The organism is Shewanella japonica (genome assembly GCF_002075795.1).
Lineage (GTDB): Bacteria > Pseudomonadota > Gammaproteobacteria > Enterobacterales > Shewanellaceae > Shewanella > Shewanella japonica.
Genome location: NZ_CP020472.1, coordinates 907,562 through 927,884 on the forward strand (window position 1 = coordinate 907,562; position 20,323 = coordinate 927,884).

19 protein-coding genes are annotated in these 20,323 nt (G+C 41.0%); 8 read left to right on the top strand and 11 right to left on the bottom strand.

The genetic code is table 11. The features are described from left to right. Positions 1–25 precede the first annotated feature (25 nt). The gene (locus tag SJ2017_RS03855) at positions 26–709 is read right to left on the bottom strand and encodes a TIGR00153 family protein (RefSeq protein ID WP_055022631.1); all 684 of its coding nucleotides are present in this window, start codon (positions 707–709) and stop codon (positions 26–28) included. A gap of 224 nt (positions 710–933) precedes the next feature. On the opposite strand from SJ2017_RS03855, the gene SJ2017_RS03860 reads away from it, so the two are divergent. Continuing rightward, the gene (locus SJ2017_RS03860) at positions 934–2,415 is read left to right on the top strand and encodes a CYTH domain-containing protein (RefSeq protein ID WP_156003138.1); all 1,482 of its coding nucleotides are present in this window, start codon (positions 934–936) and stop codon (positions 2,413–2,415) included. Between the two features lie 61 nt (positions 2,416–2,476). Here SJ2017_RS03860 and SJ2017_RS03865 read toward each other — a convergent pair whose 3' ends face one another. The 8 genes from SJ2017_RS03865 to SJ2017_RS03900 all read right to left on the bottom strand — a co-directional run bounded on the left by SJ2017_RS03865 (position 2,477) and on the right by SJ2017_RS03900 (position 9,269). Beyond that, positions 2,477–3,301 (bottom strand): ion transporter, encoded by an 825-nt coding sequence (locus SJ2017_RS03865; RefSeq protein WP_080914919.1) that lies wholly within the window; start codon positions 3,299–3,301, stop codon positions 2,477–2,479. 124 nt (positions 3,302–3,425) lie between these two features. Beyond that, entirely contained in the window at positions 3,426–3,749 is a 324-nt protein-coding gene (locus tag SJ2017_RS03870; protein ID WP_055022628.1) for a hypothetical protein, read from the bottom strand. A gap of 30 nt (positions 3,750–3,779) precedes the next feature. Further along, positions 3,780–4,436, bottom strand: a complete 657-nt coding sequence (locus SJ2017_RS03875; protein ID WP_080914920.1) for a hypothetical protein — start codon at positions 4,434–4,436, stop codon at positions 3,780–3,782. A gap of 7 nt (positions 4,437–4,443) precedes the next feature. Further along, on the bottom strand, positions 4,444–5,133 hold the full coding sequence (locus SJ2017_RS03880; RefSeq protein WP_065109827.1) for a PspA/IM30 family protein: 690 nt from the start codon (positions 5,131–5,133) through the stop codon (positions 4,444–4,446). A gap of 10 nt (positions 5,134–5,143) precedes the next feature. After that, complete coding sequence (locus tag SJ2017_RS03885; RefSeq protein WP_055022625.1) at positions 5,144–5,557, bottom strand: YjfI family protein; 414 nt, start codon at positions 5,555–5,557, stop codon at positions 5,144–5,146. 81 nt (positions 5,558–5,638) lie between these two features. Then, positions 5,639–7,387 carry a polyamine aminopropyltransferase gene (locus tag SJ2017_RS03890; RefSeq protein ID WP_080914921.1) on the bottom strand — a complete coding sequence of 583 codons (1,749 nt, stop codon included), beginning with the start codon at positions 7,385–7,387 and terminating at the stop codon, positions 5,639–5,641. Positions 7,388–7,391: 4 nt separating this feature from the next. Then, complete coding sequence (locus SJ2017_RS03895) at positions 7,392–8,291, bottom strand: DUF350 domain-containing protein (protein WP_080914922.1); 900 nt, start codon at positions 8,289–8,291, stop codon at positions 7,392–7,394. A gap of 9 nt (positions 8,292–8,300) precedes the next feature. Further along, a complete protein-coding gene (locus SJ2017_RS03900; RefSeq protein ID WP_080914923.1) occupies positions 8,301–9,269 on the bottom strand; it encodes a hypothetical protein in 969 nt (322 codons plus the stop codon). Between the two features lie 238 nt (positions 9,270–9,507). Between SJ2017_RS03900 and glnE the strand changes: the two genes are divergently transcribed. From glnE to SJ2017_RS03915, 3 genes are all read left to right on the top strand, one after another. Beyond that, positions 9,508–12,369 (top strand): bifunctional [glutamate--ammonia ligase]-adenylyl-L-tyrosine phosphorylase/[glutamate--ammonia-ligase] adenylyltransferase, encoded by a 2,862-nt coding sequence (gene glnE, locus SJ2017_RS03905; RefSeq protein ID WP_080914924.1) that lies wholly within the window; start codon positions 9,508–9,510, stop codon positions 12,367–12,369. A gap of 210 nt (positions 12,370–12,579) precedes the next feature. Continuing rightward, positions 12,580–13,548 (top strand): sensor domain-containing diguanylate cyclase, encoded by a 969-nt coding sequence (locus tag SJ2017_RS03910; RefSeq protein ID WP_080914925.1) that lies wholly within the window; start codon positions 12,580–12,582, stop codon positions 13,546–13,548. Between the two features lie 179 nt (positions 13,549–13,727). Further along, positions 13,728–14,009, top strand: coding sequence for a DUF3081 family protein (locus SJ2017_RS03915; protein WP_055022620.1), 282 nt, complete (start codon positions 13,728–13,730; stop codon positions 14,007–14,009). 70 nt (positions 14,010–14,079) lie between these two features. Here the strand turns inward: SJ2017_RS03915 and zapE are convergent, their stop codons facing one another. Both zapE and SJ2017_RS03925 read right to left on the bottom strand, forming a co-directional pair. Then, positions 14,080–15,276 (bottom strand): cell division protein ZapE, encoded by a 1,197-nt coding sequence (gene zapE, locus SJ2017_RS03920; RefSeq protein WP_156003144.1) that lies wholly within the window; start codon positions 15,274–15,276, stop codon positions 14,080–14,082. Between the two features lie 293 nt (positions 15,277–15,569). Then, positions 15,570–16,190 carry a helix-turn-helix transcriptional regulator gene (locus SJ2017_RS03925; RefSeq protein ID WP_080914927.1) on the bottom strand — a complete coding sequence of 207 codons (621 nt, stop codon included), beginning with the start codon at positions 16,188–16,190 and terminating at the stop codon, positions 15,570–15,572. A 226-nt stretch (positions 16,191–16,416) separates the two neighbouring features. Here SJ2017_RS03925 and SJ2017_RS03930 point away from each other — a divergent pair, with 226 nt between their 5' ends. The 4 genes from SJ2017_RS03930 (at position 16,417) to SJ2017_RS03945 (ending at position 20,301) form a co-directional block, all read left to right on the top strand. Continuing rightward, complete coding sequence (locus SJ2017_RS03930; RefSeq protein WP_080914928.1) at positions 16,417–17,775, top strand: polymer-forming cytoskeletal protein; 1,359 nt, start codon at positions 16,417–16,419, stop codon at positions 17,773–17,775. A 450-nt stretch (positions 17,776–18,225) separates the two neighbouring features. Continuing rightward, the gene (locus SJ2017_RS03935) at positions 18,226–18,564 is read left to right on the top strand and encodes a P-II family nitrogen regulator (RefSeq protein ID WP_055022618.1); all 339 of its coding nucleotides are present in this window, start codon (positions 18,226–18,228) and stop codon (positions 18,562–18,564) included. 10 nt (positions 18,565–18,574) lie between these two features. Continuing rightward, entirely contained in the window at positions 18,575–19,825 is a 1,251-nt protein-coding gene (locus SJ2017_RS03940) for an ammonium transporter (protein ID WP_080914929.1), read from the top strand. Positions 19,826–20,016: 191 nt separating this feature from the next. Continuing rightward, entirely contained in the window at positions 20,017–20,301 is a 285-nt protein-coding gene (locus SJ2017_RS03945; protein WP_225442173.1) for a hypothetical protein, read from the top strand. Positions 20,302–20,323: the final 22 nt, after the last annotated feature.

Below are 20,323 nucleotides of genomic sequence, written 5' to 3' on the forward strand. Positions count from 1 at the left end.
GTTGTTTCCTTGATAACTTTTTTAGTTATGAACTGCGAGCTAACATTAGCTCTAGGCGAGAGCCTACACGCTCAGCTAGATCAGCCAAGCCTCCAACCCATTCGATGATCTTGTACATAAACATGACATCGACAGGATTCAAATCTGCTTCCAAGCTTAGTAGTAAACGACGTACTTGGATCTGCAAATCATCAGAATCAGCTTCAATTAGATCTAATTCATTGATCATCTTGGCTACTAATTCGACTTCACGACCACGGAAACCTGTTTCAAGAAGGTCATCGAGTTCGTTAATTGCTTGCTTAGCAAGAGAGACAGCATCTAAACAACGTTTGAGGTAAGCATTAAACGGTGCTTGAACTGGTTGAGGGAACACTAATTGGCGACCGATAATACGGCCTGAGATGTCTTTAGCTTTGTTGGCAATTTTGTCTTGCTGAGTTAACAACTCAAGCAAGTCAGTACGCTCAACTGGCATAAACAACCCACTAGGAAGGGTGAGACGGATTTCACGCTTTAGCGCGTCAGCGTCATTTTCTAATAAGCTAATTTGCTTACGAACACTTACAGCTTTATCCCAATCTCCAGCAGTGGTTGCTTCAAAGAATGGTACGAGTAAAGATGCACATTCGTGCACTTTATCTATATGCTGTTCTAATGGTTTAAGGGGTGATTTTGCAAACACACCTAAAATAGAGTTTACTGGCATTGCGGTTAACCTATTTAATGATTCCAATGTTGGAAAAACGGGCGCATGTTACCTCAAGCGTCCGCATAATGAAACTGTGTTTTTAATTTAATCTACAGTTAATACGGCTCAGTATATAGAACTGAGTTGCGCAATCCTAAGGGATTTTTATGACAGAAATGTGACATTGTGAATTTATTATGACGCATTGATGAAGATTTAATGACAAGATGAGTAGAAAGTCAATGGACGCAGAGATTGAACTTAAGCTGTTTATGCAGTCGCAACACAATGATTTGCTTGTTAAATTACTTAACGGAATGAGTGATTCAACACCACAAAATATCACAAGTTTAACAAATAAATATTTTGATACAGCCAAGTTACAACTTCGCAGCTGGAAAATGGGCTTGCGTATCAGAAAGGGTGAAAATTTCACCGAGCAAACCATTAAAACAGCTGGAACAGTTTCGGGGGGGATTCACTCTCGACCTGAATATAATGTGCCGCTTTCCCAAGATAAACCCGAGTTGGCGCTTTTTCCGAAAGAAGTATGGCCTGAAGAAGCGGATATTGATGCGCTACAAGCTGAGTTAACCTGCGTATTTGAAACGAACTTTACCCGTCAGGCATGGCACATATACATTGAAGGCAGTTTAGTTGAAGTGGCGTTTGATGTTGGAAAAGTGATCGCAAATGGAGAGGTTGATCCGATTTGCGAGATTGAGTTTGAATTACTGGCTGGAGAGACATCGGCGTTACTGCACCTTGCAATTGAAGTTGCTAAGCATATACCTGTCCGTTTAGGTAAGGCGAGTAAAGCGCAACGCGGCTATCATTTAGCAGGACACTTACCTGCCATAGCACTAGAACAGATTGATTATATTTGTTTGCCTACTGATAAAAGCTTATCTAAAACATTAGAGGTGTTACTTGAAACTGGTATTGAGCGCTGGCAGGTTATAGAAGCCTTACTTATTGATACCAATGATATTGTTCAACAAGCAAAATTATGGAGTCAGCTCAGAGCATGTGTCAGGTTATTAAGATTAACCTTGATGCAATTTGGCTTACTTAATAGCGATGTATTAACCCACTTTGATGTGATTGAACAAAAATTACAATTTATCGAGCCACTGCAAAGTTTGAGCTTATTACTCGATGAGCCACAAAAGTTGCTGGGCAAACGCATCGATAAAACTCAAATCATTCCACTCGTGCAGCAAAGCGTCAATGAGTTGGTTTTAAACCAACGATTAAGCTGTTTATGGCAACTGCCTGAATACGGCCAATTACAATTGGCACTGGTTGAGTTGTTACTAAAAACCGCGAATGGGAGCCACCAATTAGTTGATTATCCCGAATTAGGTTTATTTGCTAATCATCTTCAGCAGGACTCTTGGCAAAAAATTGTTGATTTAATGCCAATATCTGCGGCAATGGACAGTTTAGATTATCAACAAGTCGCACAAGGGTTAGATGAAAGTATTTTGGTCGGTTTTGCTTATGGCGAGCTGTACCAATCTGATGATCGAGAAGCATTTAGAGCGCCATGGCAAGATCTGGCATTAGGTATTCAAACGTTAGGTTGCTATCAGCTTTTAGCTAAATTAACTGAGCAAAGTGAAGTGGATATCAGCGATTGGCTTCAAGACAAAGAAGCCAGTTTACTCTTTGCAATGGAGCACTCACGTAAAAGCGCGCTTAATAATCAGCCTTATTGGTAAGCATTGGATTAGCGCCCAAAAAAAACCTATCATTACGATAGGTTTTTTTATGTCACTTGCGCTATTCACGAGTCTTGTTTTGTTGATTAAGTTCTTCCCGTAATCGACTGATTTCAGCTAACATGACTTGCTGGTTTTGCTCCATTTGCTGCTGATTTTCTTCCATTCTCAATAAGGCTTTTTCAAGTTCAAATTTAATTTCTTTCTTATTATTCTCGCTACGTTCATGGTCATCTGGTGCGACAAAGACTGAGGCCATGTAGCCCGATATCACACCAAAAAAGCTTACGCCACTCATAATAACAAGGGCGCCAACGACATGCCCCACAGTGCTTACAGGGTAGTAATCTCCATATCCCACGGTTGAAATGGTAACCAAGGTCCACCAAATGGCTTGTTCAGCGGTCTCTATATTAGCGCCTTCAGTACCTGCTTCAACCAATAAGATGACAATAGAGGCAGTGGTTAAAATGAAGACCATTGCTAACAACAAGCTCGCTAAAGTGGTTTGTTTGCGTTGTCTAATCAGTGGAATAATTAAGGTGCGACTAACACGTATTAAGCGTATAACCCGAAGAATTTGGAATACACGCGCAATACGCAGTGCTTCAATGGCGGGAATACTGGCAACGAAGTCAATCCAATGATGTTGAAGATAGAATTTCTTGTTGTTGGCTTTTATGAGACCGTAAAAAAAACGCGACATAAAAATCATACAAATACTGAGATCGATAAACAGTAATAGCCTGCGTGTTTCTGCGTCAACGTTTCCAAATGTCAGGATTAGCACCACGATGACAGAGAACAGCGACAGGATCATCATAGCTAAGTCAAAAGGGCTCGGGCCATTTACTGCTTTTAGTGACCAACGTTTTTTTTCGATCATAGTAAAATCCGTTTTGAGAATATTGCGTTGTGGTGATGCTAACAATGTAACCTTTTAGAGACAATCTAAAGGTATAAAAAAACACGCCAAAGGGCGTGTTTTGCGTATAGGTTGGTTGTAGTGCTTATTCATCAACAAATTGAACTAAATCATCTAGCACACGTTTTTTGATTTCTAGCTGAGCATCAGCTTCTAAACCATATCTGTGTGCCAAAATTGCATAGTCATCTTGGCTTAATGACACTGTTAACCTTGGACGCTTAGGGCGTTTAGTCACTTCTAAGCCTAGGATTGAGCGAATTTGATCTGAAGGGCTAACACCTGCATCTAGCGCTGCTTTACGAATTAAGTATTGGAACTTTTCATCGAGGTCAAAAGCCACTTGTGTTGCTTTTGCTGCTTGCTGATTTTTAATCCATGTATCTGGTAATGATTTACCTTTACTCATGTCAGGTGTTACTCCTTTATACTGCCAGTGTTAACTCGCTGGCCAAAACTCACGAATGTCAGTTACTGGGCGGTACAGTGTTAACATGACATCGGTTTCGCCACCTTCGTAGACCTCAATATCGACAGCCTGAGAATCTTCATTATTGACTAAAGAATAGCTTTCAAAGGCATTTCCGCGATGTTGACTGCTATCATCTTGAGGTGGTTTTTGGCCACGATAATCTTCACGGTGGAAGTATCCAAAACAACCAAACTCTACTTGATGGTATGCGCTAGCAAGCCAACGTCCGTATTCGCTATCTAACTCATTCGACAATGAAAGTGTCGTGAGCTCTACATTGCCTGGTTCTTCAAATATTTGGCTAAACTGCTCCAAGTCAAACAGCTGCTCTACCACCGCTCGGTTTACTTTGATTGAAAAACTCAAGTAAGCCTCATCTTCTTGATGATACGAGAGATAAATTGCAGTACCGCTGTGGCCTCTAAGTAACCACTCACATTGCTGAGAGCGCTCATACTCATAAGTATGGACTTCTTCAACTTTAAGCTGCTGCCCACGTAGTTGCTCAGGTAAAGCAAAGCTATCATCAAGGGAGATCATATCTCCCTTGAGTAACTTGTTCACATGGTCAAGCTGACGTTTTGGGGCTTCTTTCTTGCCGAAAAGGCCACTTAGAAATCCCATAGCTTAATTAACCTTTTTTCGCTTTAAGGCGATCAAGTACTGCATTAGCACTAGACTTTTGCTCACCAATGCCTGCTTCAGCCAGCTTGGCATGTAATGACTTATCGCTGTTTTCTTCAGCTAATGCTTCAGAGGCTTGTAAGCGATCATCGAATGATTGCTGACGTGCTTTGATGCGCTCTAAAGAATCTTTCGCATTCATTAGCTTCGAGTTACTTGACGCAAATGAGTCAGTAATCGTGGCAGTGGCTTTTTGAACACTTTCAGTGGTTTTCACCATGCTCAGCTGACGCTGGTAATCCGTTAACTGACGTTCAGTTTTCTTAACTAAATCTTTAAGGCGAACGGCATGAGCAGAAAAGCTTGCGTTAGCGGCTTCTTGGTCAGCGAGTTCTTGATCCAGTTGAGCAATCTTTTCAGCAACTTCGATAGCCAAAGCTTCGTTGTCTTTTTCAAGCGCTTGTGTAGCGTAACCTTCGTGCTCAGTGATGCTGCGTTTTAAGCGGTCAACTTCACGGCTAGCTTGCATCTCTTTCGCCATTACGTCAGTTAATTCACGCTTAGCTTTGGTTAAATGCTTTTCTGCATCACGGATTTCTTGTTCAAAAATACGGGTAGAATTTGCATCGACAATGTTTTGGCCGACTTCATTAGCACCGCCGCGAAACGCCGTTAAAATTTTATTTAAAATGCCCATGTGTGGCTCCTTACTTCAAAAATTCGACGAGTTCGTCGATGACTTCTAAACAGTTATCAGACAATACTGATAATTCTTGTTCAATCTCTTCCATGCTTGAGGTGACTGAAAGTGCACCGTAAACCACATATTTATCGTCAATTTTTGCAAATGATGATAGTGGCATTGGAATGTTTAACTCCAACATGGTTTCAAACATTTGAGTGCGAGTTTCTTCTTTCACTTCGCTCTCATCCCATAAGTAACTGATACACAAAACTTGGTTGTCAGTTACTGATACAAATACTGGTAACTCTTCGCGACCAGCAACGTTGACTTGTAACACCTCAACATCACCATCAATTGGGAAACAATCAAACTTCAACCCTGTGTGGCTCTCATCGCCTAGTTCAGTTAAGTGGTTAGCAATCTTATGGATATTCATATTTGTCCTTATTGACATATTATGTCTTAGGTTTCAAAGATAGCACTTAGACATATTATGTCAAGGCTATTCTTTATTAGATTAAAAAAGATTCATCCCTTGGTTATCAGACCAAGACGCTAAGTGATAATGGTAAAGCTGTAATGAGCCAATTTTATTGGTCTTAATCTTATCTTTATCGTCATAAAAGTTGCCAGGAAACTCAAAAGCACCATGAATTAAGCCCGGTGTTAACCAGTCTTCTTCTATTGGCAGTGGCTGATTATGGGCTAAACGAGACTTGGCATCTTTTCCTGCGCGAGTTGCGATACTCCAGCCCCATTCACCAAAACTTGGCACATTATGATGATATTGCTGTACGGTAAAACCAGCCGATTCTATGGTTTTTCCGACAGAAATGAATGCCTGCTGCGCATGATATGGGGAGGTAGATTGTACTGTCATAGCGCCATCGGCGCTCAATAATTCAGCGAGCTTTCGATAAAATAAATCAGAGTATAGTTTGTTGAGATCGGGGTGACTTGGATCTGGAAGATCCACGATGATGACATCAAACTTCTGATTCTCTTTAATCAGGTTATCTACGCCATTAAATGCGTCATCGAACACCAAGTTGACTCTAGGGTCATTTAACGCATTGCCATTAAGTGACAGCATAGCTTGGCTGACATGGGCTGGCATTTTTTCATCAGGGGCTGTAAATAACTCGACTAATTTCTCGTCTAAGTCCATTAAGGTGACCGACTTAGGTTGCCATTTGAACACTTGCTTAAGGCCTAACCCATCTCCACCACCAATGATGAGTACCTTGTCTTGTCTAGCACTGGCTGCCATCGTTGGGTGTACTAAAAAGCTGTGATAAATATGCTCATCAATGCTGGAGAACTGCAAACGGCCATTAATATAAAGAGAGTAGACAGGTTCTTGGCCATTACCACGTAAGCGTTCAGTAAAGGTTAATTGCTGAAAACGGGTCGCTTCGGCATAAACAACCTTGTCTTTGTACAATAAATTATTGAAGTTTTGTTCCCAACTTGGGCCGTGCATCGCCAATAGCACCAGTACACCACTGGCAACAAAGTGACCAATAAGAATCAATTTAGCCCAGCGAATTTGTTGCCAAAAACGCCATATAAAAACAAATCCTGCCAATAAGTTAACACTGGCAGTTAATGCTGCTGCTAACTGAATGTCTAGCGAGAGCATAAACATTACCCATATTGCAGCGCCTGCACCAGCGCCGATGTAGTCAGCACCATAAATGGTACCAGCATTATGGAGAAGGTGTTCTTCAGATAGGGATTGGCGAACTCGAGCGATGAGTGGAATTTCCATACCAATCATCAAGCCTAAAATGACGCCCCAAATATAAGGTAAATACTCACTGAGATTTTGTAGTGTCCCGATAAAACCGCCATCAGGAATATGATCGGGTGGCAGGCCTAATGTGTTGGCGATTATCAAGGGTAATTGCTGGCCAAAACCAATAACGGCCGCTGTGATTAAAATGGCGAGCGAACCGCAAAAAGCGACGGTGAGTTCAAGCAAGGCGAAACCGGTAAACGTACAGCGAATTTTACGGGCGGCAAAAGCGCCAATACCCATAGATACGATCATAATGCCAATCATGGTATAAATCGCAGCTTCTAGTGCGCCAAGAATGCGGCCTGCATAGTGAGATAATAGGTATTCGTAGATAAGACCGCAGCCTGCAAGTAGCGCCATGATGCCCAGTAAAAGGGCATCATCGAACCATGCTAAGCTGCGTTTAGAAGGACTGCTTTGCTTGTTGCTGCCCTCCTGGCCATGTTCAAGCAAAGTATTATTCATTGAATTAAGCCATTAATGCCGCAAGAATAAGTGCGATACCAATACTGATAGCAAGCTCTACAGCTGCTACGCCAACGTTATGCTGCTTTTCAACTTCATCTGTGAGGTTAATTTGCGCTAACACTAACTTTTTGACGATGGCTAATAACACTGACAGTGCGATAAGCATGATCACTGAGAATGTCAGCCAGCCGACAATATTCATTAAATAAGCAGTCGGATCATAAATGATAAAGTGACTTGCTGCATTAAAAGTAAATGCCATTGCAATCATGTAACCACTATGACGAACAGCAATAGCAACTTGACCTTGCTCTAACGCCTTTTGCATTGAGTCACCCTGATTATGCTTAGCGTACTGGTGTTCACGGAATCGAGTTAGCAGCACTAGCATTAATTGAGAAATCAAGAATGCAGTGAAAATTGCGATAAAGGTGTCAACCGTAATATCTTCAGCCCACATTAATACTGAGCGAATAATGATAGCGGTTGCTATTGCAGCTGCTGCATCTACGATAGCAACAGACATATTGCCATTAACAATTTGGCTGTTTTTATCAAATTCATTGAGTGCCACTTTGTCATGTAAAAAACGGCCAAATTTAATTAGCACTAAACCAAATACGCCGTAGCAGGTCATGCCGATTGCTTCCATTGCGTATGAGTTTGCTGCTTCACCTGTAATGGCGCCAGTTAACACAATGCCTAAGGCTAATACTGCACCAGCGGTGCTAACGCCAAAGGCAAAATTATCACGGTCTGCTAATTCTGCACGGCTGTTAACACGCACACTCCAACCTTGTAAGTAGCGCATTAATGCTAACAAAATTACAGCAATGGTAATGTCGATAGCTAAAATAATCGCTAAGTCTAGGGTAAGTCCGAAGTCACTTAAAAATGTCATGATTGTTCCTTATTTGCCTCGGCGTACACCGCGAGTTGTGCGGCTAGATGAATTACGAAAACTGCTGTCTTTTGAATAGGTCGAACGGAATTTACTTGAGCTAGCACTTCTAGTGCCAGTGGTACTTGCTTTGGGAGCTGAAGTACTTTGACGTGATAAGCTCGTTGAGCCAGTACGGGATTTAGCGTACGGGCTATTAAATTGTTTACCCTGAGAGTTAAAGGTTTTCTTGGTGTTTTCATAAGTGCGATTTTGAGCACTTGCTTGTTTTGGAGACGTGTAGCGATAACGACCAACGTCATTGTAATAGCTGTAACCACGATTGTTTGACCAACGATCATAACGCACTGGGTTCATGATATTTGAAAACATCGAGTGCATGCCGTACCACGCCCAAAAAGACATGCCACTTGAATTCGTTTGCCAGCTACCATATGAAGGGTTACCGACGAGTTGACTACCTGCACCAAAATCTTCACTGCCATTAGCCAGTGCAGCAGCTTCACGACTTATTGAGTTCACCCGTGCTAATTGCCCGCCAGATAAGTCTGCTACAACGTTAACAGGATCAGACAACATGTCATTATAGAGACTTGAGTCTGCAGCTTGATAAATGTTCTGCGCTTCTTCGAGCTGTTGATCTAAATCGATAAAGTTAGCTGAATCAGAAAGCTCGCTTGTGCGTCGTTTTAGCGATTGAAACATTGGCCCTGTGGTGCCAGCATCTTTTGCTAACTCATCTAAAAGCGGCACCAGATCGGGTTTGCTGCTTTTTAATAATTGCGTGTATTGCATTAATAAAGTGGCATTACGCAATTCACCAGCATCTAGCATGGCGCCAAGCTGAGTTATTCGTTGTTGAGACAATTGCTGATATTGCGCAATTTTTTCAGGACGGTCATCGCCGCAACCTGAAAGTGAGATGCATAATATCAACCCGGAAAATACTGTGAGGACACGGGGTAACAAACCAGCCATGTTTTCTCCAATGCTATAAAAATCAAATTAAAATAATTAACAAACCGAATAAATATGTATTCATATTCGACCAAATATTTATACGGTTAGGTATAACTGCTATACAGGTTATAGTAATCTTAATGCTATATACAATTAAGACTTACATTAAACTTTTGTTATGAATGGTATAGCATAATTCGACATATTATGTCGAATTAAACCTGCCATATCATGTGTAAATTGCCGAAGGGATCGAATAATAATGCTAATCGAAAGTAACTCTATTTTATCTGCCGAATTATCAGAAATTGCAGAACGTTACTGGTTGAGGTTAGGTAATTCTTCGCCCGAAGTCATTGATGCGTTATCAATCGACGAGCAAAAGGCATTAAAGTCAGTCTTTGGTTTGAGTGACTACATTGCAGAACAATTGTGTCGCCACCCTGAATGGATAAGCTTGTTACTTGATGGCTTATTAACAGAAGTCGATAGGCAAAGCTTTGCGATTGAATTAGCAAATAAACTTGCTTCGATAAAGTCTGAAGATGAAGTTAAATCAATCCTGCGTCAATATCGTAACTTCCAGATGGTGAGATTAGCTTGGCGCGACTTTGGCAATTATTCAGCATTAGAAGAGTCATTACTGGATTTATCTGCGTTAGCTGAAGCCCTCGTTATTGCCGCGAGAGATTGGCTATATCAAGAAATGTGTCAGCAGCTTGGTACACCGTCAGATGAACAAGGTAATCCTCAGCCATTATTAATTCTCGGTATGGGTAAACTTGGTGGGCGCGAGCTTAACTTTTCATCTGATATTGATTTAATTTTTACTTTTCCTGAGCATGGCGAGACTGTCGGAGGCCGTCGTGCCCAAGCTAATCAGCAGTTTTTCATACGTATGGGTCAGCGATTAGTTAACCTACTTGATCAAGTGACCGTTGATGGCTTTGTTTTTCGGGTTGATATGCGTCTGCGCCCATATGGTGAGAGTGGCCCATTAGTGGTGAGCTTTAGCGGTCTTGAAGATTATTACCAAGAACAAGGCCGAGATTGGGAAAGATATGCCATGGTCAAAGCCAGAGTATTAGGCCCATGGACTCAATTTAGCGATGACTTACATGACTTATTAAGACCCTTTATTTATCGACGTTACATTGATTTTTCAGCAATCGATTCATTACGTAAAATGAAGCAATTAATTGCGCAAGAAGTGCGCCGTCGTCAGCTTACCAATAATATAAAACTGGGAGCGGGCGGGATTCGAGAAGTGGAGTTCGTGGTGCAAAGCTTTCAGCTTATTCGAGGTGGAAGGGAGCCAGCACTGCGTCAGCAAAGCCTTTTTGGTGCAATTGATACGTTATATAACTTAGGTCAACTCGAGTATCTTGCCGTTGATGAACTCAAAAAGAGCTATATCTTACTTCGCCGAGTAGAAAACTTACTGCAAGCTATTGATGATAAGCAAACTCAGACATTGCCAGATAATGATGTCGACTGGCAGCGTTTATGTTTTGCGATGAACTGCGAAAATGAAACGGTGCTGCGTGCTGACATTGATAGAGCAATGCGACAAATTCATAGACACTTCAACGATACTGTTGGTGGCGATGATGCACATGAACAAACGGAACATTGGACTAGTCAATTATGGGTCATTGAAGATCCCGACAACGCCGCAGCGCTATTAGAAGAACACTTAGTGAACGATGCTAATTTTTGGCCGACATTAACTGAGTGGCGATCTATAACGGTTAAACGTTCAATTGGCCCAAGAGGAAGAGATACCCTCGAAAAGCTGATGCCAAGATTATTGTCCGAGCTATTAGAGCATGCTTCACCTAGCGCGGCATTAACTGCCGTATCAGGGGTTTTAGAACAGATTTTAACCCGCACTACCTACCTTGAGTTATTGTGCGAAAACCCTGGTGCTCGACAGCAGTTAATTAGTTTATGTTGTGCTAGCCCATGGATTGCCCAAGAACTTGCCAATTTCCCAATGTTATTGGACGAGTTGATTGATCCTGCGCAATTATACGACACCACCTCTGTTGATGATTACCCTAGTGAGCTAAGACAATATTTGCTGCGGGTGCCAGAAGAAGATATGGAGCAGCAAATGGAAGCGTTGCGCCAGTTTAAGTTATCTCAACAATTAAAAATTGCAGCTGCGGATGTCACAGGTGTATTACCGGTAATGGAAGTCAGCGATCATCTGACTTTTTTAGCGGAAGCAATAATTGAACAAGTCGTATTGCAAGCATGGCACCAAGTGGCGAGTCGACATGGTGTTCCTGCTGGTACCAGCCCAGACAAAATGGGCTTTGCGGTAATTGGTTACGGAAAACTCGGTGGAATAGAGCTAGGGTACGGATCCGATCTGGATTTAGTGTTTCTGCGAAATAGCGTCAATACTGGTGAAACTGATGGCAAAAGACCCATAGGTATTGGCCATTTTTATTTGAAGCTTGCTCAACGAATTGTGCATTTGTTTGCAACACGTACGACATCGGGTGAATTATATGAAGTGGATATGCGTCTTCGACCTTCTGGTGCATCTGGTTTATTAATTACTGAAGTTGAGCAATTTAAAGAGTACCAACAAGCTGAGGCGTGGAACTGGGAGCATCAAGCATTAGTTCGCTCCCGTTTTGTTTATGGTGATAATGCGTTGGCCGCCCGTTTTAGTGAGATTAGAACTGAGATTTTATCTAAACCACGTGATTTACCTGAGTTAGCTAAGCTGGTTCGGGATATGCGAATTAAAATGCGCGATCATCTATTAAAGGTAAGTCCTGATAAATTCGATTTAAAACAGAGTCCTGGCGGCATCGCTGATATTGAATTTATGGCGCAGTATTTGGTGCTAGCCCATGCTAGCAGCCATAAAGAGTTGGCGATTTGGTCTGATAACGTGCGTATCTTTCAAATGTTAGCTGAACTAGAAATGATTCCATTTATGACTGCGCAGCACTTAACGCAGACCTACTGCTGGCTAAGAGATGAAAACCATCGACTGACATTGCAACAGAAAAAAGGACAAATTGAGGTTTCAGAGGCAGAAAAACACGTCGCTCAGGTGATTGATATTTATCAGCATATCTTGGGAGAAGCGGATTAATAATACGCTTAATACCAATATTGCAACCCGAAAGGCAATAATCGAATTCGCATATTCTAGTGGCTTTAACGTTTATATTGCTAGCTACATACTTGTTAGTTAGTCAATTCGTTCACCCTAACTAGTAAATTTAACCTATTGATTTATTGCCATATCTGCTATTTGATATTAACGTTAGTATATTGTGTTTAATATTGATTGGCAGGGATTATGCTTACCGCACCAATACCAGAAAATGACGCTGCGCGTTTAGCGACACTGCGAAATTTAAACGTGCTTGATACTGCCGCTGAAGAACGGTTTGACCGCATTACCCGCCTAGCAAAACGGTTATTTTCAGTTTCTATCTGTCTAGTCAGTTTAATTGATGAAAATCGACAATGGTTTAAATCCTGCCAAGGGTTAGTCGCGAATGAAACTCCTCGAGATATATCATTTTGCGGTCATGCCATCCAATACTCTGAAGCATTCGTCATTACCGATGCCTCAAAAGATGCACGCTTCAGCGATAATCCTCTGGTTACTCAAGCGCCTCACATTCGTTTTTATGCAGGTCACCCACTGACAATGCCAAATGGGATGAGAGTCGGGACCTTATGCATTATTGATGATAAACCCAAAGAGCTAGATAAAGACGAGATGCTGGCGCTACAAGACCTTGCAGAGATGGTCGTATCAGAGCTTATTTCTATCCAGCAAACAACCCTAGATCAGCTGACAGGTATTTCCAACCGTCGTGGTTTTGAAGTGCTAGCAAAGCAAGCATTATCGACATGGGATCGCAATCATATTGATAGTTGCTTAGTGTTTTTCGATTTAGATTATTTCAAAGAAATTAATGATAATCATGGCCACGAGGCGGGCGATCGAGCCTTAAACCAGTTTGCTCAACTGCTTACCTCAGAATTTCGCGATTCTGATGTGATCGCTCGTTTTGGTGGTGATGAATTTTTAGTATTGTTTAGTGAGTGCAGTAAGGGCCAGGTTGACGTCGTACTTGCTCGTTTTCAAACTGCATTGAACGCCCATAACTCACAGAGTGAAGACGTATTTGAGCTGGCTTACAGTGTGGGAGTTGCGACTCGACATGCTAATCAAAAACTTGATATAGCCGAGTATTTAGAAATTGCAGATCGAGAAATGTATCAAGTGAAATCCAAGCATCATCAACAACGTTGATTCAATTTGTTACACCTTAATCCCATATCATTGATGTTTTTTTGCTCTCTATCACTGTTCTGAATTGCGATTATTCTAGACTGATCTAACTATAAGCTCGCCTCGTATTCACCTCAATGGTGCAATCGTCGAGTCTGTTTATAGAAAGCATCATAGAGGTATCAATCAGGAGATGTAGCATGCGAAATGCAATCGATATTTATCAAGCGTTAAAGGTCTTTAATAAAATCGTTGAATGTGGTGAAAAGCATAAAGCTGAAAATGGCTACAACTCTCGCTATCATTTATGTGGACTGCAAGCTGAAACAGGCTTTGATGGTTACACAATAACGCTGAGTGATGGCAGAACTTCGCTTAATATCTACTTTCATAATAAATATCAATTTGATTACCCTGATAACGAAGCGTTTGAAAACTTCATGCGTCGCTTCGGTGATGTGATAAAACACACTGTGCAATAATCGACAGTATGAAACACCTTAGCTAGAGTTGTAATGCTTTATCAGTAAAATCACAAGTTACTGATAAAGCTTATTTGGTTGCTGGTTTGAGCCAGCGCTGCATTTCAACTAAGCGACTCACCGTTCTACGAAACTCAAATGATAAGGCGCCGCCTGAATACAGTTCTGTAATGGTCCATTCTGAGCAGACCGTTAACGATACGCGTTGATCGTAGAGTTCATCGACTAAACTAATAAACCGTTTAGCGGGATCGTCACTGGTTGCATATTCTAATTGACGCTCGCTAGTTTTATTACTTTCAGCCCCATCTTCCGTACCACGTGCTTTTATCCAAGTTCTAATTTCACCTCCAAGTTGGGGCACTTCATCAATAATCACATGCTTAAATAAGCCTGCGAGCTCGATATAGTCTAAAGCAGATCGAGGCCCGTCACACAGTTGGTCAAATTTAAACCAAATCACTTGATTCACTTTAGCTTGAAAAGCAATTGTACGATGACATATTTCGATATAGCTATGTGTTTCACAAACCGCGGCTTGATGGGGATAATGCTGTCCTGCAATAGTGACAAAATCTTGGTGGCTCATGTGCTTTGTTAACTGTATTTGTTGTTCAAGCGAACGGTCAGTTTGCACTGCTATTCGATGGTCAGTGGCGCCAGTTAAGTTAATTTCGTCTACATTAGTTTGTAAAATATCAATAAAAGGTAAAAATCGCTCACGCTGCAATCCACCTTCATATAAACGGCTAATTTCAATATTGGAGGTGGCGACTAAGATGACTCCATGAGCAAAAAGGTGTTCGAACAACCTAGCAAGAATAATTGCATCTGCAATATCATTGACAGAAAACTCATCAAAACAAATGACTTGATATTGAGCCGCATAATGACGAGCAATATGCACTAAAGGATCGGCAATCCCTTTTGTGAGGTTGAGTTCTTGATGCACCATAGCCATAAAGCGATGAAAATGTAATCTAAGCTTATTTTGCTGTTTAAGATGATTAAAAAATAAATCCATCAAAAATGTTTTACCACGACCAACATCCCCCCAAAGGTAAACACCTTTGGCAACTTGCTGCTGAAGACTGATATCAGCGAGTTCTGCTACTTCTTCATTAACATTCACATTATGTTGGAGTTGAATAAATAGCTCGTTGAGGGCAAGTAACGCTGTATGCTGTTCAGCATCATCGTGTAATCGCAACTGAGATGATTGAGATTGTGCTATTTTGCTTTGATAGAGTTCTAATAACGTTGTCACGCCAAGACCATATTGATTGGTTTATGAGTCACAATATATCAATTAAAAACAAGCTCAAGTATTTAAGGGAAATATAACTAGCGCTATGTGTGAGCCGTCGAGTTGAAAACAACTTGAAGTCGTTTGCTACCCTTATAGGCATACCCATGGTTCAGGCTTCATTACTATCTTGTCTATATCGAGCGAAATAAGACGAGAATAAGAAAGTGCTAAAACCAATCGGCTGCTAAAACGCGATCAACTTCGTAAACCTCGTTAGTAAGTCAGACATCTATATAAGCGACTAACCTAAATTACACTTGTGTAAAGACGTAAGAAAGCTGTCCACGGCTTGAAACATTTGTTTTTTTGAAAATGTTTTGAATGTGCATTTTGACTGTATTAATCGAAATACTTAAGTTTGCTGCAATTTGCTCATTGGATAAGCCTTGGCAAACCAAAGACAGCACTTGCTGTTCTTTTTTGGTGGTTAATGACAGTAGCTCAGTTTGACGTTGTGTAATAGGTTGGCGGTTTCTTGATTGAATATAATGAGACATCGCATCATGACTGAAATACAATTTATTGTTGTCCAGATTCTTAAAGGCTTCGATGATCTCAATAATCGATGCATCAAAAGACAGTCCACCATGAAACCCATTTGCGATGAGCAAACTTTCAGTGTCAGAGGTCAGTTGAGGGCAAAAAGCCAAATGTTTGCCGTCTGCAAGTAATTCTGCCGATAAGTTAGGGATGTGTAATTTTGGATCACTGACATAGTGCAGTAGAATTTTTTTGTGGTGCTCTGCTTTTTGCCACTGGAGGTTAAGCGGGTCGTGGCTAATGGTATTACATTTTAAAAGTTCAGTAATCTGGCAAAGCTGTTGGGTCAAACTTTCAGGTATTTCACCTAAAAAAATATCCGATACAATCATGTCACATCCTTGTTTATAAAACTCGACTATTGAAGATCCTTAACAATAGGTTCGTGAATAATAATTATTCTTAATCACAGTGTCCAGCAATAAGTGATGAGTTAGCAATTTAATTGATCCGAAATGTTTACAAGGTGAATTTTATGTAAACGCAATGTTATTTGTTGTTTTTAATTAGTTAGTTTACTATAAGTCGAAAATTTATAATAAAAGGATACTGCTGGGTATGAATAACAAAGGAAATGGGGTGACTTTTATCGGTCCCGAGACTTCATTGGATGGAGAAATGACGGTAAAAGGACCTGCTTTGATCGCTGGTCAAGTCAAAGGTGTTATTCGTTCAACAGACCAAGTTAAAATTGAAGTAGGTGGCGAAATTGACGGTGAACTTTACTGTCAAGAGTTACGTGTTTGTGGTGTTTTCAAAGGAAAATTACACTGTAACAGTCTCGTTATCGTAAGCTCTGGTGTGGTTGAAGGTGATGTTTCGAGTCATAAAATGGAAATTTATGATGGTGGTCAATTCTTAGGTGCAAGAACTAAAGGCCCTGAGCAAGGTGTATTACCTGAGCTAGCAGCTGATGAACAGCCTGTTGCTCCTTATTCTCAACCTTTTAATGACGAGCCGGCTTACGCATCCCCAAAGCCTGAAGCGCCTATTGCAGAGGCGCCGATAGCTCAGGCTGCAAAAGTGAGTAATGTTAACGTAATGGCCGAGCCTATTACTAACGTTGCTGTTGACACTCCTAAAGTAAAAACTGAAATAAAGCCTGATGTAACGCCTGAGATTAAGCCAGAGTTTGTCGCTGATGAAATGACAGTTAAGACTGAAGTCAAGTCAGAAAAACCGGCTCAAGCACAAGAGATTCGTACTCCTGCACCATTAAATAGCGTGCCAGAAAGCGAACCAATGCCAGCGCCTAAGCCGATGTCAAAACTTGAGATTAAGCCACAACCAAATCCTCAAGCTCAGTTAGCGGCAAAAGCAGCAGCAGAAAAAGCGCAACAAAAGAAATCAGGTGCGACTAAATTTGTTGTTGCCGGTGTGGTATTAGCTGCAGCCGCAGCTGGTGCAGTAGTTATAAAGCCTGAATTAGGCGAAGCCGTGATGGCGAAAATTAATTCAACGACGAACACGCAATCAGCAAAATCTGAACCAGCAGTAGAAGATGCAAGTATTGCCAACGTTGAAACTACTGCAGCAGTTGAAGTTATTGATGCTGAAACAGCCCTCGCTGAGTTAGATCAAGCTGCAGCAGCTAAAGCCGTTGAAGCTGAAGCGGCGACAGAGCTTGTTGCAGACGTTAGCGAAACGTCTTCTGACAGTGTTGATGAGTCTATCAATGAGACTTTGGCTGATGAACAAGCTGATTTATTAGCAGAACTAGAAGGCGTTGACAGTGAATTGACTGCCGACATCAATACAGAAGCTGATGATATTGTCGAAAGTGCTGCAGCGTCAGTTGAAGATGATAAAACAAAAGTTGATAGCCTACTTGCTGATTTATTAGCAGAAGAGCGAGCTGACTCTACAGAAGCGACTGAAGCGACTGAAGAAGCAACGACAACAGCGGGTAATTTATAAGCCGTAATGCTTAATTTTACATGTTTAAAGGCCCTCATTTGAGGGCCTTTTTTATGCCTAAAATCCAGTGTGACACCACTCAGCGCAACGCTTTTTCTTCTCAGATTTTGACAACATACCAACTTCTTTAGCCCATCCTTTAATCTATCGTTGTTTTGATTTTTATCCGTAAGTTTACGTTTCTTCTTGGAGTTTCAATTGTTATTGAGTGCTTATTTCTATTAGAACACGAATGAATTAATAGCACTTTTGAGTCAATTTTGGAGATGAGAAGGATGCGCTAATCTTGTGCGCACCGAAATAGCGCTGCACTTATATGGTGCGAAAGTTTGAGGTTATTGAATGCAATAAATTAAATATTTCAATAAAAACAGTATTTTACAAGTTTGGCCTGATGATTGAATTGTTATTGCAAACAAATTTATAACAATCACACTTTTGGAGGTCGAGATGAAACTCGTCAGCGCTATCATCAAGCCGTTTAAATTGGATGATGTCCGAGAAGCAATTGCAGGAATGGGCATTGAGGGAATGACTGTTACTGAAGTTAAAGGCTTTGGACGTCAAAAAGGTCACACAGAACTTTATCGTGGCGCAGAATATCAAGTTGATTTTCTTCCTAAAGTAAAATTAGAAATTGCGACAAAATCTGAAAATTTAGACATGTTAATTGAAGCTATCACAACAGCAGCTCACACCGGCAAGATTGGTGACGGCAAAATTTTCGTAACTGATCTTGAACAAGCAATCCGTATTCGTACGGGTGAGCTTGATAACGAAGCATTATAAGGGGGCTGAAATGGAAGAGTTAGCAGCGTTAGGAACAACAGTAACAGAATTACGATTTGCACTAGATACATTCTACTTTTTGATTTCAGGTGCGTTAGTGATGTGGATGGCAGCAGGTTTTGCCATGCTTGAAGCGGGTTTAGTTCGTTCAAAGAACACCACTGAAATTTTAACTAAAAACGTTTGTTTATATTCAATTGCCTGTGTCATGTACCTACTTGTCGGTTACAACATTATGTATGTTAATAATGTTGAAGCGGGTTGGTTACCTTCATTTGGTTCATTAATAGGGTCACAATCAGCCGATGCGGATCACGCACTTGAGTCAGATTTCTTCTTCCAAGTTGTGTTTGTCGCTACTGCAATGTCGATTGTGTCTGGTGCTGTTGCTGAGCGTATGAAACTATGGTCATTTTTACTTTTCTCAGTGGTATTAACAGGTGTTATTTACCCAATTGAAGGATACTGGACATGGGGTGGTGGTTTCATTTCTGCTGCTGGTTTTGTTGATTTTGCTGGTAGTGGTATCGTGCACATGGCTGGTGCAGCAGCAGCGATTGCTGGCGTACTGTTACTTGGGGCTCGTAAAGGGAAATATGGCGCGAATGGCGCAGTAAACCCAATTCCTGGTTCAAACTTACCAATGGCGACATTAGGTATGTTTATCCTATGGATGGGGTGGTTTGGTTTTAACGGTGGTTCTCAGTTATTAGTATCAGATGCTGAAAATGCATCAGCAGTAGCAAAAATCTTTGTTAACACAAACTCTGCAGCCGCATTTGGTGCAGTATCAGCACTCATTGTTTGTAAAATTGTTTGGGGTAAAGCTGATTTAACCATGATTTTAAATGGTGCATTAGCTGGTTTAGTAGCTATTACCGCTGACCCATTATCACCTTCATTATTGATGTCTGCAGTTATCGGTGTCGTTGCTGGTGGTGTGGTTATTTTCTCAATCGTTGGTTTTGACCGTATTAAAATCGATGACCCAGTAGGTGCAATTTCAGTGCATGGTGTATGTGGTTTCCTAGGCTTAATGCTAGTGCCATTATCAAATGCTGATGCAAGCTTTGGCTCGCAGTTATTTGGTGCTGTAGCAATCTTCACTTGGGTATTTGCCGCTTCATTTGCTGTTTGGTTTGTCCTTAAAGCAACTGTTGGTATTCGTGTTACTGAAGAAGAAGAGTATAACGGTATGGATGCATCAGACTGTGGTGTTGATGCATACCCAGAGTTTGTATCGATTAAATCAGCGGGTTAATAACTGAAAAATCGTTTATAAAATCGTTTATAAAATCGTTTATAAAATCGTGTATAAAAGCAGAGCTATTTAGCTCTGCTTTTTTGTTATACTGATGAAATACCAATGCTCTTATTTGAATAGGTCTCACTATAGCTAAGTCACTTAGGTTAACGCTTCTTATTAGTGTTATAGCACTTGCAGGAATAACGATGAGTACGCTAAGTCATGCGGGTAAAGTTGTGGTTCGTAAATCATCTGAACCTTTTGATGCCTTTGCCGTTAGAGATGCGGTTCAGCAAGATCATCAGTGGCAAGAAATGCTACGTATGCAACAACAAATTCAAATCCTTCAAGCGTTGCCTTTAGGGTGCCTCGCAGTCGCTGTTCCATACCATTATTATAATTGTGCAGGCAGTATGTACCGACCTTATATGCATCAAAATCAAGAGTTATTTATTCAAATTGACCCGCCTAAAATACCACAAGTAAAGTAATTACTATCTTCTTGGTAATGTG